This window comes from Rathayibacter sp. AC451 (assembly GCF_979253095.1).
This window is the reverse complement of record NZ_CEEDBD010000001.1, coordinates 2,182,907-2,196,918: the sequence shown is the minus strand read 5'-3', so window position 1 is coordinate 2,196,918 and position 14,012 is coordinate 2,182,907. Positions and strand designations below refer to the sequence as shown.

Below are 14,012 nucleotides of genomic sequence, written 5' to 3'. Positions count from 1 at the left end.
CACGAGGATTCACGCCGGCGCCGCGCGAGCGGGCCTGGAAGGGCCGGCTGCCGCTCGCGGTGTCCGCGGCCTTCGCCGTGACCGCGATCACCGCGTCCTTCGGACTCACCCCGCCTCGGCGGACGATCCGCAGTACCCCTCGTGGGACGACGTGCAGAACGCGAAGCTCGACGAGGCGGCGAAGCAGGCCGAGATCGACTCGATCACCGGTCTGGTCGCCGGGCTGCAGAGCGCGGTCGACGAGGCCTCGGTCGAGGCGATGCGCAGGGCCGAGACCTGGCGTCAGGCGTCGGACGCCCTCGCCGCCGCCGCGCAGGCCGTCACCGACCTCGAGGACCGCGCCGCCGAGGCCTCCGCCAAGGCACAGACCTCCCGGATGCGCGCGGGCCTGCTCGCCGCGCACCTGTCCAAGGCCGCCGGAGGCGACCTCTCGATGAGCCTCGTCGCGAGCGGAGAGAACGCGGGAGACCTGCTCTACCAGCTCGGGGCGATGTCGCAGCTGACGGAGCAGTCGCAGAAGGTCTACGCCGACGCCCTCGGCGACAAGCAGAACGCCGAGTCCCTCGCCGCGCAGGCCGACGTCGCGGTCGACGAGCACCGGGCGCTCTCGGACGAGGCCGACCGCGCCCGCGCGATCGCCGACGACGCCGCGCGCTCGGCGCAGTCGGCCCTCGCCGCGCAGGAGGCGAAGTCGTCCGAGCTCATCGCCCAGCTCGCGCTGCTGAAGGACTCCACCGTCGAGGTCGAGACCGCGTTCCTCGCGGGCGAGCTGGAGCGCAGGGCTGCGGCTGCGGCGGCCGCCGCAGCGGCTCAGGCTCAGGCCGACGCCGAGGAGACCTCGCAGGAGCAGGGCTCGCAGCCGGCAGGCGCTCCGTCCCGTCCCGCGGCTCCCGCCCCGGCGGCGCCCCAGCCCGCAGCGCCGCGACCGGCCGCTCCCGCGGCTCCGGCCCCCGCTCCCGCGGCTCCGCAGCCGGCTCCCGCTGCGCCGCAGCCCGTCCCCGCCGCGCCGCAGCCCGCGCCTCCCGTCCAGGCTCCGGCGCCGGCTCCCGCTCCCGCGGCACCGGCCCCCGCTCCTGCGCCCGCCCCGGCACCGGCCCCCGCGCCCGCTCCGGTCGGCCAGCCGAACACCAGCGAGGTCGAGACCGCGATCGCGTACGCGTCCGCGCAGCTCGGCGAGCGGTACCTGCTCGGCGGCATGGGTCCGGACGTCTGGGACTGCTCGGGACTGACAAAGCAGTCCTACGCCTCCGCGGGTCGCTACATCGGCACCCACTCGGCGACGAACCAGTACAACACCATGGCGGCGGACGGCAAGCTCGTCCCCTACAGCGAGCGCCAGCGCGGCGACCTGATCTTCTGGGGCGGAGCCGGCGACTACTACCACGTCGCCATCTTCCTCGGGAACGGCCAGATCATCGAGGCGCCGAACCCCAACGCGCCGGTGCGCATCCACTCCATCTGGGGCACCCCGACCGGCATGGTCGGCCGCCCGGCCTCCTAGGGCGCCGGCTCGGTCCCGCAACGCGAAGAACCCGCCCCCACCGGCGATCCAGCAGCCGCTGGACTCCGGAGGGAGCGGGTTCTCGTCATTCGCGAGGGGTCAGTGACCCTCTTCGGCCAGCTTCTTGATGCCGTCCTGGACGATCTGCTCGGCCTCGGCCGCGTCGCCCCACGCCTCGACCTTGACCCACTTGCCGGGCTCCAGGTCCTTGTAGCGCTCGAAGAAGTGCTTGATCTCGTTCTTCGTCTGCTCCGGGACGTCGCCGATGTCCTGGATGTGCTGCCAGCGCGGGTCCTTCGCGGGGACCACGACCACCTTGGCGTCGGAACCGGCCTCGTCGCTCATGTTGAGGACGCCCACGGGGCGCACCGAGACGCCCACGCCCGGGAAGACGGGGTACTCGAGCAGCACCAGCGCGTCGACGGGGTCGCCGTCGAGGCCGAGGGTGTTCTCGAAGTAGCCGTAGTCCGTCGGGTAGACGAAGGAGGTGAAGAGCACCCGGTCGAGGTACACGCGACCGGTCTCGTGGTCGACCTCGTACTTGTTGCGGCTGCCCTTGGGGATCTCTACGACGACGTCGTATGCGGCCATGTTCGCTCCTTGAGTCGGTGGCGCCGCGGGCGGCGCATCGGCGGATCGGATCCGCCTCCCCGAGCGCGTGCACAGGCCAGCGCTCGCAGGCCGGATCGCTGGCCTAACGTTACTTGATGTGCCCGATCGCCCCCGTCTGACCCCCGCCGTCGCCGACATCCGGCGGGCCGTCCGCGCCGGCTTCGACGGGCTCGAGCGCGACTCGCTCGTCCTCGTCGCCCTGAGCGGAGGAGCGGACTCGCTCGCGCTGGCCGCGGCCGTCGCGTTCGAGGCGCCCCGCGCGGGCCTCCGCGCCGGCGCCGTGATCGTCGACCACGGCCTGCAGGAGGGCTCAGCAGGCGTCGCCCGCCGGTCCGCCGACCAGGCGCGCGCTCTGGGCCTCGCGCCCGTCCTCGTCGAGGTCGTCTCGGTACCGGAGGGCGAGGACGGGCCGGAGGCGGCCGCCCGCACCGCGCGCCACCGCGCCCTCGCCGATGCCGTCGAGGCGACGGGCGCCGCGGCCGTCCTCCTCGCGCACACCCTCGACGACCAGGCCGAGACGGTCCTCCTGGGCCTCGCGCGCGGAGCCGGAGCCGCGAGCCTGCACGGCATGGCGGCCGTGAGCGGACCGCTGCGCCGGCCACTGCTCGGGATCCGCCGCGCGAGCACCCGCGCCGCCTGCGCCGACGCCGGCCTCGAGCCCTGGGACGACCCCCACAACGACGACCTCCGCTACTCCCGGGTCCGCGTCCGCCGCTCGGTGCTGCCGGTGCTCGAGGACGAGCTCGGTCCGGGCATCGCCGAGGCACTCGCCCGCACCGCCGAGCAGCTGCGCGAGGACGGCGACGCGCTCGACGCGATGGCGCTCGACTGGGCCCTCGAGCTCGTCGGCCAGAACGACGAGGGGCACGTGACCGTCGACGCCCGAGGGCTGGCGGCCGATCCGCCCGCGCTGCGGCAGCGCATCATCCGCCTGGTCGTCTCGAACGAGTTCGGAGTCGCGCTCTCGCGCGCGCAGACGCTGGCCGTCGCCGCCCTCGTCACCGACTGGCACGGACAGAAGGGCGTCGACCTGCCCGGCGTCGTCGCGACCCGCTCGGGCTCGGACCTCGTGTTCGCGCCGGCCCGACCGCACTGACCTCTTGCGGACCGGCCGTAGAGTGATCGGGTGGAAGCAGCCGACATCGCCGACGACATCACCGAGGTCCTCTACACCGAGGCCGAGATCCACGCGCGGATCCGCGACCTGGCTCGCGCGATCGAGCGCGACTACCAGGGCGAGAACCTGCTGATCGTGGGCGTCCTGCGCGGCGCGGTCATGGTCATGGCCGATCTGGCGCGCGAGCTCAAGCTCGACATCGTCATGGACTGGATGGCCGTCTCCTCCTACGGCAGCAGCACCAAGTCCTCGGGCGTCGTGCGGATCCTGAAGGACCTCGACACCGACATCACGGACCGCAAGGTCCTGATCGTCGAGGACATCATCGACTCGGGCCTCACCCTCTCGTGGCTGCAGGGCAACCTGCGCAGCCGAGGAGCGGAGTCGGTCGAGATCTGCGCGCTGTTCCGCAAGCCCCGCGCCGCCAAGGTCGAGGTCGACGTCGCCTACGTGGGCTTCGACATCCCCAACGACTTCGTCATCGGCTACGGGCTCGACTACGCCGAGCGCTACCGCAACCTCCGCGATGTCGCGATCCTCGCGCCCCACGTCTACGAGTAGCCCGACCCCGCCCGAGCAGCGGGCGGACGTCGCGCAGCGCAGTCTCGACCTGCTGTTCCGGGCGCCCCTGATCGGGTACCACGCGAGCTATCCGACCTCGGTCGCCGCCGACGCGCCGTTCCACTACTGGTGGCTGGCGCACGCGATCGATGCGGCGGTCGACGCCTTCGAGCGCACCGGAGACGAGACGCACCTCGATCGGGCGCGCCGCGTGCACCGGGCGATCCGGCTCCGCAACGGCGGCCGACTGGTGAACGGCTACTTCGACGACATGATGTGGCTCGGAGGCGCTCTCGCGCGTCTCGGTGCCGCGACGGGCGAGCCGCGCTGGCTGGACCGTGCGGACCGGCTCTGGCGCTTCTCCGTCCGGAAGGGCTGGAACCTCCGCCACGGCGCCAGCCTCGCCTGGCGCCGCAGGCAGCTCGACTACAAGAACGCCCCGGCGAACGGGCCGTTCGCGATCCTCGGAGCTCGGCTCGAGCTGCTGCGTCCCGATGGGCGGGAGGTGCTCGCGCGCGCGGCGTTCGACTGGATGCACGTGCGGCTGCGCGACGACGAGTCCGGCTTCGTCGCCGACGGCATCGGCCGCGAGGGGGGCTCCGCCCGCGACGACTGGGCCTTCAGCTACAACCACGGCGTCTACATGGGCGCGGCGCTCGCCCTGCACCGCCTGCGACCGGACGTCCGACTCGTCGCCCACGCGGCTCTCACGGCCGAGGACCTCCTCGACCGCCTCGCCCCCGACGGCGTCCTGATCGACCAGGGCACGGGCGACGGCGCCCTGTTCGGAGGGATCGCCTACCGCCACCTCGTCGACCTCGCGCTGACGGAGGGGGTCGCCCCCGCGACCGCCGAGCGCCTGCGCTCCTTCGTCCTGGGCAGCGTCGACGCCCTCTGGCGGTCGGGGGAGAGGCGCGGAGTCCTGCTCGCCGGCCCCCGCTGGGACGCCCCGCCGACCCTGCCCGCCACCCTCTCGGCCCAGCTCGGCGCCGTCCTCGCCACCGAGGTGGCCGCCCGCCTCCTGCCGTCCGCCTGACCCGGCACCGCACGCACGATCTGCAGGCCCTCCACCCGGGAACGTGCTTGCCTCCGCTCGTCACCGTCCTGCCTGTCCCGGATCCCCTGCAGATCGGACAGCCCCTCCATCGGACCGCCCCCGCCCCCCCCAGGGCCGCGATCCGAGAACGCGTGCCAGCGTTCTCGGCCAGCCCGGCCGAGCCGGACAGCACGACGCATGCCCACGGCGAACGCGCGGCACGCGCCCAGAGTGCGGGAGGTAGCCTGACACTCACATTTCTTCGTCAGAAAGGTGCCGGGTCTCCACCCGCAACATTCATGAACGTCAAGCGCATCTTCCGGGGTCCCATTCTCTACGTCGTCCTCGCGATCGTGGCGGTCTGGATCGGATCCTCTCTGATCACGATGTCCGGATTCCGGCAGATCAGCACGCAGGAGGGCCTCCAGCTCCTGCAGGACGGCCAGGTCGAGTCGGCGAAGATCGTCGACGGGGAGCAGCGCGTGGATCTCACGCTCTCGCAGGCCGACGGCGACAACGGCACCCAGGTGCAGTTCTACTACGTGGCTCCGCGCGGACCCGAGGTCATCGAGGCGGTCACGTCCGCCGACCCGTCGGACGGCTACGACGACGAGGTGCCGCAGACCAACTGGTTCCTGTCGGCGCTCGGCTTCCTGCTCCCGATCCTCCTGATCGGCGCGTTCTTCTGGCTGATGCTCTCGGGCATGCAGGGCGGCGGCAACCGCGTCATGCAGTTCGGCAAGTCGAAGGCGAAGCTGGTCTCGAAGGAGTCCCCGAAGGTCACGTTCCAGGACGTCGCCGGCGCCGACGAGGCGATCGAGGAGCTGCACGAGATCAAGGAGTTCCTCAAGGAGCCGGCCAAGTTCCAGGCGGTCGGCGCGCGGATCCCGAAGGGCGTGCTGCTGTACGGCCCTCCCGGCACCGGCAAGACCCTGCTCGCCCGCGCCGTCGCGGGTGAGGCGGGAGTGCCCTTCTACTCCATCTCGGGCTCCGACTTCGTCGAGATGTTCGTCGGCGTCGGCGCGAGCCGCGTGCGCGACCTGTTCCAGCAGGCGAAGGAGAACTCGCCGGCGATCATCTTCGTCGACGAGATCGACGCCGTCGGCCGACACCGCGGCGCCGGAATGGGCGGCGGTCACGACGAGCGCGAGCAGACGCTGAACCAGCTCCTCGTCGAGATGGACGGCTTCGACGTCAAGACCAACGTCATCCTGATCGCGGCGACGAACCGCCCCGACATCCTCGACCCGGCGCTGCTGCGCCCGGGCCGCTTCGATCGCCAGATCGGCGTCGACGCCCCCGACCTGCTCGGCCGCAAGCGCATCCTCGAGGTGCACGGCCGCGGCAAGCCGCTGGCCGAGGGGGTCGACCTCGAGGTCGTCGCCCGAAAGACGCCCGGCTTCACCGGTGCCGACCTGGCGAACGTCCTCAACGAGGCCGCGCTGCTCACCGCCCGCTCCAACGCGCAGCTGATCGACAACCGCGCGCTCGACGAGGCGATCGACCGCGTCATCGCCGGCCCGCAGCGCCGCACCCGCGTCATGCGCGACAAGGAGAAGCTGATCACGGCGTACCACGAGGGCGGCCACGCCCTCGCCGCCGCCGCGATGCGCCACACCGACCCCGTCACCAAGGTGACGATCCTGCCGCGCGGCCGCGCCCTCGGCTACACGATGGTCCTGCCGCTCGAGGACAAGTACTCCACCACCCGCAACGAGCTGCTCGACCAGCTGACCTACGCCATGGGCGGCCGCGTCGCCGAGGAGATCGTCTTCCACGACCCCACCACCGGGGCCTCGAACGACATCGAGAAGGCGACCGCGATCGCCCGCAAGATGGTCACCGAGTACGGCATGTCCTCGAACGTCGGAGCCGTCAAGCTCGGCCAGTCCTCGGGCGAGATGTTCCTCGGCCGCGACATGGGCCACCAGCGCGACTACTCCGAGCAGATCGCCGAGCGGGTCGACGCCGAGACGCGGCAGCTGATCGAGCAGGCGCACGACGAGGCGTGGCAGGTCATCAACGCCAACCGCGACATCCTCGACCGCCTCGCCGCGGACCTGCTCGAGAAGGAGACGCTCGACCACGACCAGCTGGCCGACATCTTCAAGGACGTGCGCCGCATCGACGAGCGCCCGCAGTGGCTCTCGAGCGACAAGCGTCCGCTGTCCGATCTCCCGCCCATCGCGATCCCCGCCGCCAAGGCGCCGATCGACGCGGGTGCCACCGACGGCGGAGTCACCTCCGCCGGCACCGAGGAGACCGCACCGCAGCGCCCGCCGCTGATCAACCCGCGTCCCGCGACGGCGTAGCCTCCGATGCCCGTCGACAAGGCGCGCATCGAGGCGGCCGTCGTCGAGCTCCTCGCGGCCATCGGGGACGACCCGGGCCGCGAGGGGCTCGCCTCCACCCCCCGGCGCTTCGCCGAGGCCTACGAGGAGTTCTTCGGCGAGAGCGACCTCGATCCGGCCGCGCACCTCGACGAGACCTTCGCGGTCGTCGAGGGCGACGCGACGGTGCACCCCGACGGGCAGACCGTGATCGTCCGCGATCTCGCGTTCCGCTCCGTCTGCGAGCACCACCTGCTGCCGTTCCTCGGGGTGGCGCACATCGCCTACCGCGCGGGTGAGCGCGTCGTCGGCCTCGGCCGACTGCCGCGCGTCGTCGAGACCGTCGCCTCGCGGCTGCAGCTGCAGGAGCGGCTCACGGAGCAGATCGCCGACGTGATCCAGACGGGACTCGCTCCCGAGGGCGTCGTCGTCGTCGTCGACGCCGAGCACGGGTGCGTGCGGATGCGCGGCCCGCGCCAGACCCGCAGCTCCACCGTCACGGTCGCCGCCCGCGGCTCCCTCGCCCAGCCCGCCGCCCGTGCCGAGATCATCGCGCTGATCGGCGCCGCGCGAGGGGAGTGACGTGCCTCCCTCCGCTGCGGATCTCGCGCCGCCCGATCGCGCCGCCCTCCTCGGGATCCTGAACGTCACCCCCGACTCCTTCAGCGACGGCGGTCGCTGGTTCTCCGTCGACGACGCCGTGCGCCACGGCATCGGCATGACCCGCTCCAGCGGCGAGGGCCCCGCCTCCTTCGGCGCCGACCTCGTCGACGTCGGCGGCGAGTCCACCCGCCCCGGGGCGGCGCGGGTCGACGCCGACGCCGAGCAGGCGCGCGTGCTGCCCGTGGTCCGCGCGCTCGCGACGGAGGGGGTGCAGGTCAGCATCGACACGATGAGCGCGTCCACGGCCGAGGCCGCTCTCGACGCGGGAGCGCTCGTCGTGAACGACGTCTCGGGCGGACTCGCCGACCCGGCGATGCTGCCGCTCGTCGCCGAGCGCGGCGCGGTCTACATCGCCATGCACTGGCGCGGCCACAGTGCCGACATGAACTCCCTCGCGTCCTACTCCGACGTCGTCGGCGAGGTGCGGGGCGAGCTCGAGCGCCGGATCGACGCGGCGCGGGAGGCCGGGATCCGCGACGACCGCCTGATCCTGGACCCGGGCCTCGGCTTCGCGAAGAACGGCGGGCACGACTGGGCGCTGCTCGCCCGCCTCGACGCGATCGTCTCGCTCGGGTTCCCGGTGCTCGTCGGGCACTCCCGCAAGCGCTTCCTCGCCCCGTTCGCCCCCGTCGACGCCCCGGCCGCCGAGCGGGACGACGTGACCGCGATGCTCAGCCTGATCGCGGCCGATCGCGGCGCCTGGGGAGTCCGCGTGCACGACGTCCGCTCCAGCGCCCGCGCCCTGGCGCTCTCCGCCCGCCTGCACGAGGAGCTCCCGTGACCGCCGTCGACCCCGCCTCCCTCGCCCTCCGCGACTCGATCACGCTGACGGGCCTGCGCGTGCGCGCGCACCACGGCGTCTTCGACTTCGAGCGCGAGAACGGCCAGGACTTCGTCATCGACGCGACCGTGTGGCTCGACGTCGCCCCTGCGGCGGGCGCCGACGCCCTGGCCGAGACCGTGCACTACGGCGAGCTCGCGATCGCGCTGGCGGATGCGGTCACCCGCGACCCGGTCGACCTCATCGAGACCGTCGCCGAGCGCCTGGCCGCCGTCGCGCTCGGCTTCGCCGCGGCCGACGTCGTCCGCATCACGGTGCACAAGCCCGACGCCCCCATCCCGCTGCCCTTCGACGACGTCGCCGTGCAGATCACGAGGGCGCGCTCGTGAGGCCCCGGCAGGAGCGGATCCGCCCCAAGCGCCGCGTCGTGCTCGCGCTCGGCAGCAACCTCGGCGACCGCCTCGCCCACCTGGAGGAGGCGGTGCGCGCACTCGCCACCACTCCGGGTCTGCGCCTGCACGCCGTGTCGAAGGTCGTCGAGACGCCCGCCTGGAAGCTCGACGGCGTCGATCCGGACGCCCCCGGCTACCTCAACGCGGTCGCCACCGGATCGACGACCCTCGATCCCGAGGACCTGCTCGCGGCGACCTCGGCGATCGAGCGCGCCGGCGGTCGGATCCGGGGCGAGGGCGAGGAGCGCTGGGGGGACCGCACGCTCGACATCGACCTGATCGCCGTCGGAGCGGTCGTCCGCGACGACGCGCACCTCACGCTGCCGCACCCCCGCGCCGCCGAGCGCGCGTTCGTGCTCGAGCCGTGGCTCGACGTCGAGCCCGACGCCGTCCTGCCGGGGCACGGTCCGGTCGCCCTCCTCCGCGCCCGCGCGACCGACCCGGTCAGCCCCTGGCCGGAGGCGATAGCGTGGCGGGACGCCCGCCCCCCGGGCGCACCGACGAGCACCGCCCCCGGCACGTCCGACACCGAGAGCAGCACTCCGTGAAGCGCACCCGACTCAGCACCCTGCTCGGCCTGGGCCTCGCCGGCGCCGTGGTCGGCTTCCTCCTCGACCTCGCCATCGCCTCCTCCGGCCGCGCCGTTCTCGTGCCGCCGCTGACGGTGCCGCTGACGCTGGTCGTCGTGGCCGCGCTGGTGCTCGGCTTCGCGATCCCGATTCACCGCGCCACGAAGGGGACGCTGCGGCGGCGCATCGACCCGTTCCGCGCGATGCGGGTCGTCGTGCTCGCCAAGGCCTCGAGCCTGGTCGGCGCGCTGCTGCTCGGAGCCTCCGGCGGGATCCTGCTCTACCTGCTGAGCCGCGCGGTGGTGCCTTCGCTAGGCTCCGTGTGGCAGGACGTCGCCACGATCGCGGGATCGATCGTCCTGCTGGTGGCCGGACTGGTCGCCGAGCACCTCTGCACCATCCCGCCGAGCGATGACGACGACGACGCAGTAGTCGGCGAGGCGAACCACGCCTGACGCCGGCTCCGGGCCCGCCGCCGACAGGAGTACCCGAGCATGACGGACGAGTCGCGCCCCCAACCGGCGCCCGAGCCCCGGCCGTCCGTCGACGCTCCGCCCGAGCCGCGGCACGGATCCGAGCCGCAGCCGCAGCCGCTGTCGCGCCGCGAGGCCAGGCGCGAGCAGGAGGCGCAGCGGGAGTCCGCTCCTGCGCCCGTCGCCCCGAGCGCTCCCGGCACCCGGCTCGAGGTGACGGGGGGAGTGGCGGCGCGTCTCGCCGAAGTACGTCGCCGTCGAGTTCGTGCAGGCGATCGTCTCGAGCGTCGTGCTGCTGATCGCCCCTGTGGTGCTGCTGCTGATCGGAGTCGGCTGGGCCTGGATCGCGCTCGTGGCCGCCGCCGTGCTCGCCGTGACCCTCCTGATCGTCGCTCCGCGCCGGGCCCGCTCCTACGGCTACCTGCTGCGCGCCGACGACCTGCTCTTCCGCCGCGGCATCATGTTCCAGCGCTTCGTCTCGGTGCCCTACGGCCGGATGCAGCTCATCGACGTCAACCGGGGCCCGCTCGCCCGAGCGCTCGGCCTCGCCGATCTGCGCTTCGTGACCGCGGCCGCCGCGACCGGCGTGAGCATCCCCGGCCTCGTCGAAGCCGAGGCGGAGGAGCTGCGCGACCGCCTCGTCGCGCTGGCCGAGTCGCGCCGGGCCGGACTGTGAGCGGCGCCGCCGAGGAACACGTCCGCGGCATCGAGACCGACCTCGCCGACGGCGAGTGGCACCGCCTGCATCCGGCGACCCCCGTCCTCAAGGGCGGCATCGGACTGCTCGTCGTCCTGGGCATCCTGATCACGAATCTGCGCGAGCGCCTCGTCGAGTTCTTCCTGCCCGCGCCCGGCGGCTACGAGAGCGGGGACCCCGTCGACCAGCTGGTGGACCGCGGGCTCATCGGCTGGGCGCTGCTGGCGGTCGCGGTCGGACTCGCCGTCGCCGTGCTCGCCTTCTGGCTCTCGTGGCGCATGCACACCTTCCGCATCACCGACGAGGTGGTGGAGGTGCGCTCGGGCGTGCTGTTCCGGACGAACCGCCGCGCGCGCCTGGACCGCATCCAGGGCATCGCGGTGCAGCGTCCGCTCGTCGCGCGGCTCGTCGGCGCCGCGAAGCTCGAGGTCGGCGTCGCCGGCCAGGACGCCAACGTGCAGCTCTCGTATCTCGGCTCCCGCCTGGTCGACGCCCTCCGGCGCGACATCCTCCGCCTGGCCTCCGGGGTCCGCGAGCGCGAGGCGGAGGTGCCGGGCGCCGTGCCCGCCGGCGGCTTCCTCGCCCGCAGGATCGAGGAGTTCGGCGAGGCGGACGACGGCACGCCTCCCGAGTCCGTGGTGACGATCCCACCCGGGCGACTGCTGGGCTCGCTCGTCTTCAGCGGATTCACGCTGTTCCTCGCCGCGGCGATCGTCGCGGTGGTCCTCGTGGCCGTCCAGGGCACTCCCGTCGTCCTGTTCGCGATCCTGCCGGGCCTGATCGGCTCCGGCAGCTACTACATCCGCAAGTTCGTGCGCTCCCTGCGGTACTCGATCTCGGGCACCGCCGACGGGGTGCGCGTGGGCTACGGCGTCTTCTCGACCAGCAGCGACACGCTCCCGCCGGGCCGCATCCACGCGGTCGAGATCGCCCAGCCGCTGCTCTGGCGCCCGTTCGGCTGGTGGCAGGTCAGGATCGACCGGGCCGGCCACGCGGCGTCCCAGGGGGCCAACGGCGAGCCGAACACGACGATCCTGCCGGTGGGCGATCTGCGCGACGTCGAGAAGGTGCTCGGCCTGCTGCTGCCGGGGGCGGCGGAGGGAGCGGAGGCGACCCCCGTCGGCGATGCGCTGCGGCAGCGCGACGCGGCCGGCTTCACGAGCGCGCCCCGTGCGGCCGCCTGGCTCCGTCCCTTCTCGTGGCGCCGCACCGGCTACCGCCTGACCGAGGACGTGGCGGTCCTGCGCAGCGGAGCGGTGTGGCGGCACGTCGTGGTGGTCCCGCTCGCCCGGATGCAGAGCATCGGCGTGCAGCAGGGTCCGCTCCAGCGCCTGCTCGGAGTCTCGTCGGCGCACGTGCACACCGTCGCCGGTCCCGTCACCGCGACGATCCCGGTGATGGGCGCCGCCGACGCCCTGGCCTTCTTCGAGAGGCTCTCCCGGGCGGGCGTCCGCGCCGCCGAGCGCGACGGGAGCCACCTGTGGGGGCGCCGCGCCGCATCCGCATCCGCACCCTGGCCGGCGCCCTCGCCCTGGCCCGCTCCGGAGGGGGAGCCCCATGCCTGACACCCGCCGTGACGGCCGCCTCGGCGTCGGAGTGATCGGAGCCGGCCGCGTCGGACCCGTGCTCGGAGCGGCGCTCGCGAACGCCGGCCACGCGATCACCGGAGTCGCCACCACGAGCGAGACCGGCCGCGAGCGCGCCGACGCGCTGCTCCCGGGCGCCCCGATCCTCGCGATCCCGGACCTCGTCGAGCGCAGCGAGCTCGTGGTGCTCGCCGTGCCGGGGGACGAGCTGGGCGCGCTGGTGGCGGGGCTCGCCGCGGCGGGCGTCTGGCAGCCCGGGCAGCTGGTGCTGCACACGGCGCCCGAGCACGGCTACGGCGTGCTCGCTCCCGCACTCGCAGGAGGGGGCGATCCCGCTCGCCGTGCACCCCGCGATGGCGTTCAGCGGCACGAGCCTGGACCTCGCCCGCCTCGCCGAGACCTACTTCGCGGTCACGGCCCCCGGACCCGTGCTCCCGATCGCGCAGGCGCTCGTCGTCGAGATGGGCGGCGAGCCCGTCACCGTGGCCGAGGCCGACCGCGCCGCCTACGCGGAGGCCGTCTCGACCGCCACCACCTTCTCGAGCGCCATCGTCGATCAGGCGGCGGGCCTGCTCGCGGGCATCGGCGTCGAGAAGCCGGGCTTCTTCCTCTCGAGCCTCGTGCGCTCCTCCGTCGACGACGCCCTGCGCCGCGCCGCCGGCTGAGAGCCGCCCCCTTCGTGCCGATCGAGCAGCCCCGGAGGGGCGTCTCGGAACCCCGTCGCCCGGGAGTACCGCCCGGGCGCCGCCGGTAGCATCGTCGGGTGATCAGCACCATCGAACGCGTCGACGCCCTCCGCGAGCGGCTGGCCGAGGCGCGGCGCGCCGGATCCCGCATCGCCCTGGTCCCCACCATGGGAGCGCTGCACGAGGGGCACCTCGCCCTCGTCGACGCGGCGCGCGGGAGCGCCGACCTCGTCGTGGTCTCGATCTTCGTCAATCCGCTGCAGTTCGGCCCCACCGAGGACCTCGACCGCTACCCGCGCGACCTCGCCGCCGACACCGAGCTGCTGGAGGCCGAGGGCGTGGACGTCGTGTTCGCCCCGACCGTCGCCGAGATGTACCCCGACGGCCCCTCCTCCACCCGAGTCGTCGCCGGGCACGTCGGCACCCTCTACGAGGGCCGCTCCCGCCCCGGTCACTTCGACGGCATGCTCACCGTCGTCGCGAAGCTCCTGCACATCGTGCAGCCCGACATCGCGTTCTTCGGGCAGAAGGACGCGCAGCAGCTGTTCCTGGTGCGCCGCATGGTGCGCGACCTCGACGTCCCGGTCACGATCGAGGCCGTCGAGACGGTGCGCGAGGAGGACGGCCTCGCGCTCTCGAGCCGCAACCGCTACCTCGACGCCCGCGAGCGCCGAGCGGCCCGCACGATCCCGCACGTCCTCGAAGCCGCCGCGTCGGCGGCCGACCGAGGGATCGACGCCGTGATCGCGGCCGCGCAGTCCGCGGCGATGGGCGAGTCGCTGAGTCAAGCTGGACTACCTCGTCGTCGTGAACCCGGCGACGCTCCTGCCGGTCGACGACGACCATCGCGGCCCGGCCCTCGTGCTGGTCGCCGCGATCGTCGGATCCACCCGGCTCCTCGACAACGGTCCGATCCTGCTCGCCTGATCGCGTCCCTCCGCCCCCGAT

General features: G+C 73.5%; 14 protein-coding genes and 2 pseudogenes. 15 read left to right on the top strand and 1 reads right to left on the bottom strand.

What is annotated here, in order from left to right; genetic code table 11:
- The first annotated feature begins 151 nt into the window (after nt 1–151).
- Nucleotides 152–1,501, top strand: a complete 1,350-nt coding sequence (locus AC0CID_RS10530) for a C40 family peptidase (protein WP_465226762.1) — start codon at nt 152–154, stop codon at nt 1,499–1,501.
- A 99-nt stretch (nt 1,502–1,600) separates the two neighbouring features.
- On the opposite strand, the gene ppa is transcribed toward AC0CID_RS10530, so the two are convergent.
- Nucleotides 1,601–2,092 (bottom strand): inorganic diphosphatase, encoded by a 492-nt coding sequence (gene ppa / locus AC0CID_RS10525; RefSeq protein WP_056868278.1) that lies wholly within the window; start codon nt 2,090–2,092, stop codon nt 1,601–1,603.
- 118 nt (nt 2,093–2,210) lie between these two features.
- Between ppa and tilS the strand changes: the two genes are divergently transcribed.
- The 14 genes and pseudogenes from tilS to AC0CID_RS10455 all read left to right on the top strand — a co-directional run bounded on the left by tilS (nt 2,211) and on the right by AC0CID_RS10455 (nt 13,991).
- Nucleotides 2,211–3,209, top strand: a complete 999-nt coding sequence (gene tilS, locus AC0CID_RS10520; RefSeq protein ID WP_465226761.1) for a tRNA lysidine(34) synthetase TilS — start codon at nt 2,211–2,213, stop codon at nt 3,207–3,209.
- A 30-nt stretch (nt 3,210–3,239) separates the two neighbouring features.
- Nucleotides 3,240–3,791, top strand: coding sequence for a hypoxanthine phosphoribosyltransferase (gene hpt / locus AC0CID_RS10515; RefSeq protein WP_207407822.1), 552 nt, complete (start codon nt 3,240–3,242; stop codon nt 3,789–3,791).
- Nucleotides 3,757–4,827 (top strand): glycoside hydrolase family 76 protein, encoded by a 1,071-nt coding sequence (locus AC0CID_RS10510; protein WP_465226760.1) that lies wholly within the window; start codon nt 3,757–3,759, stop codon nt 4,825–4,827. The genes hpt and AC0CID_RS10510 overlap by 35 nt, the downstream gene beginning before the upstream one ends.
- A gap of 299 nt (nt 4,828–5,126) precedes the next feature.
- Nucleotides 5,127–7,139, top strand: a complete 2,013-nt coding sequence (ftsH, locus tag AC0CID_RS10505) for an ATP-dependent zinc metalloprotease FtsH (protein WP_207407817.1) — start codon at nt 5,127–5,129, stop codon at nt 7,137–7,139.
- 6 nt (nt 7,140–7,145) lie between these two features.
- On the top strand, nt 7,146–7,739 hold the full coding sequence (gene folE / locus AC0CID_RS10500; RefSeq protein ID WP_465226759.1) for a GTP cyclohydrolase I: 594 nt from the start codon (nt 7,146–7,148) through the stop codon (nt 7,737–7,739).
- 1 nt (nt 7,740) lies between these two features.
- Nucleotides 7,741–8,601 (top strand): dihydropteroate synthase, encoded by an 861-nt coding sequence (gene folP / locus AC0CID_RS10495; protein ID WP_465226758.1) that lies wholly within the window; start codon nt 7,741–7,743, stop codon nt 8,599–8,601.
- Complete coding sequence (folB, locus tag AC0CID_RS10490) at nt 8,598–8,990, top strand: dihydroneopterin aldolase (protein ID WP_307786248.1); 393 nt, start codon at nt 8,598–8,600, stop codon at nt 8,988–8,990. The genes folP and folB overlap by 4 nt, the downstream gene beginning before the upstream one ends.
- Nucleotides 8,987–9,601, top strand: coding sequence for a 2-amino-4-hydroxy-6-hydroxymethyldihydropteridine diphosphokinase (gene folK / locus AC0CID_RS10485; protein ID WP_465226757.1), 615 nt, complete (start codon nt 8,987–8,989; stop codon nt 9,599–9,601). Before folB ends, folK begins: the two co-directional genes overlap by 4 nt.
- Nucleotides 9,598–10,077: a DUF3180 domain-containing protein gene (locus AC0CID_RS10480; protein WP_207407811.1), complete on the top strand. Its 480-nt coding sequence runs from the start codon at nt 9,598–9,600 to the stop codon at nt 10,075–10,077. The genes folK and AC0CID_RS10480 overlap by 4 nt, the downstream gene beginning before the upstream one ends.
- A gap of 283 nt (nt 10,078–10,360) precedes the next feature.
- Nucleotides 10,361–10,771 carry a PH domain-containing protein gene (locus tag AC0CID_RS10475; RefSeq protein WP_465226756.1) on the top strand — a complete coding sequence of 137 codons (411 nt, stop codon included), beginning with the start codon at nt 10,361–10,363 and terminating at the stop codon, nt 10,769–10,771.
- Nucleotides 10,768–12,357, top strand: coding sequence for a PH domain-containing protein (locus AC0CID_RS10470; RefSeq protein WP_465226755.1), 1,590 nt, complete (start codon nt 10,768–10,770; stop codon nt 12,355–12,357). Before AC0CID_RS10475 ends, AC0CID_RS10470 begins: the two co-directional genes overlap by 4 nt.
- A pseudogene (locus AC0CID_RS10465) lies at nt 12,350–13,043 on the top strand (Rossmann-like and DUF2520 domain-containing protein). Before AC0CID_RS10470 ends, AC0CID_RS10465 begins: the two are co-directional and overlap by 8 nt.
- Before the next feature lie 98 nt (nt 13,044–13,141).
- Nucleotides 13,142–13,765, top strand: a pseudogene (panC, locus tag AC0CID_RS10460) (pantoate--beta-alanine ligase); the annotation flags it as partial.
- Nucleotides 13,766–13,871: 106 nt separating this feature from the next.
- Nucleotides 13,872–13,991: a hypothetical protein gene (locus AC0CID_RS10455; RefSeq protein WP_465226754.1), complete on the top strand. Its 120-nt coding sequence runs from the start codon at nt 13,872–13,874 to the stop codon at nt 13,989–13,991.
- The last annotated feature ends 21 nt before the right edge of the window (nt 13,992–14,012 follow it).

What these genes read in the sequence shown, in the direction of transcription:
- ppa (WP_056868278.1), bottom strand. Translation starts at nt 2,092, where the DNA reads ATGGCCGCATACGACGTCGTCGTAGAGATCCCCAAGGGCAGCCGCAAC.
- AC0CID_RS10510 (WP_465226760.1), top strand. Translation starts at nt 3,757, where the DNA reads ATGTCGCGATCCTCGCGCCCCACGTCTACGAGTAGCCCGACCCCGCCC.
- ftsH (WP_207407817.1), top strand. Translation starts at nt 5,127, where the DNA reads ATGAACGTCAAGCGCATCTTCCGGGGTCCCATTCTCTACGTCGTCCTC.
- folE (WP_465226759.1), top strand. Translation starts at nt 7,146, where the DNA reads ATGCCCGTCGACAAGGCGCGCATCGAGGCGGCCGTCGTCGAGCTCCTC.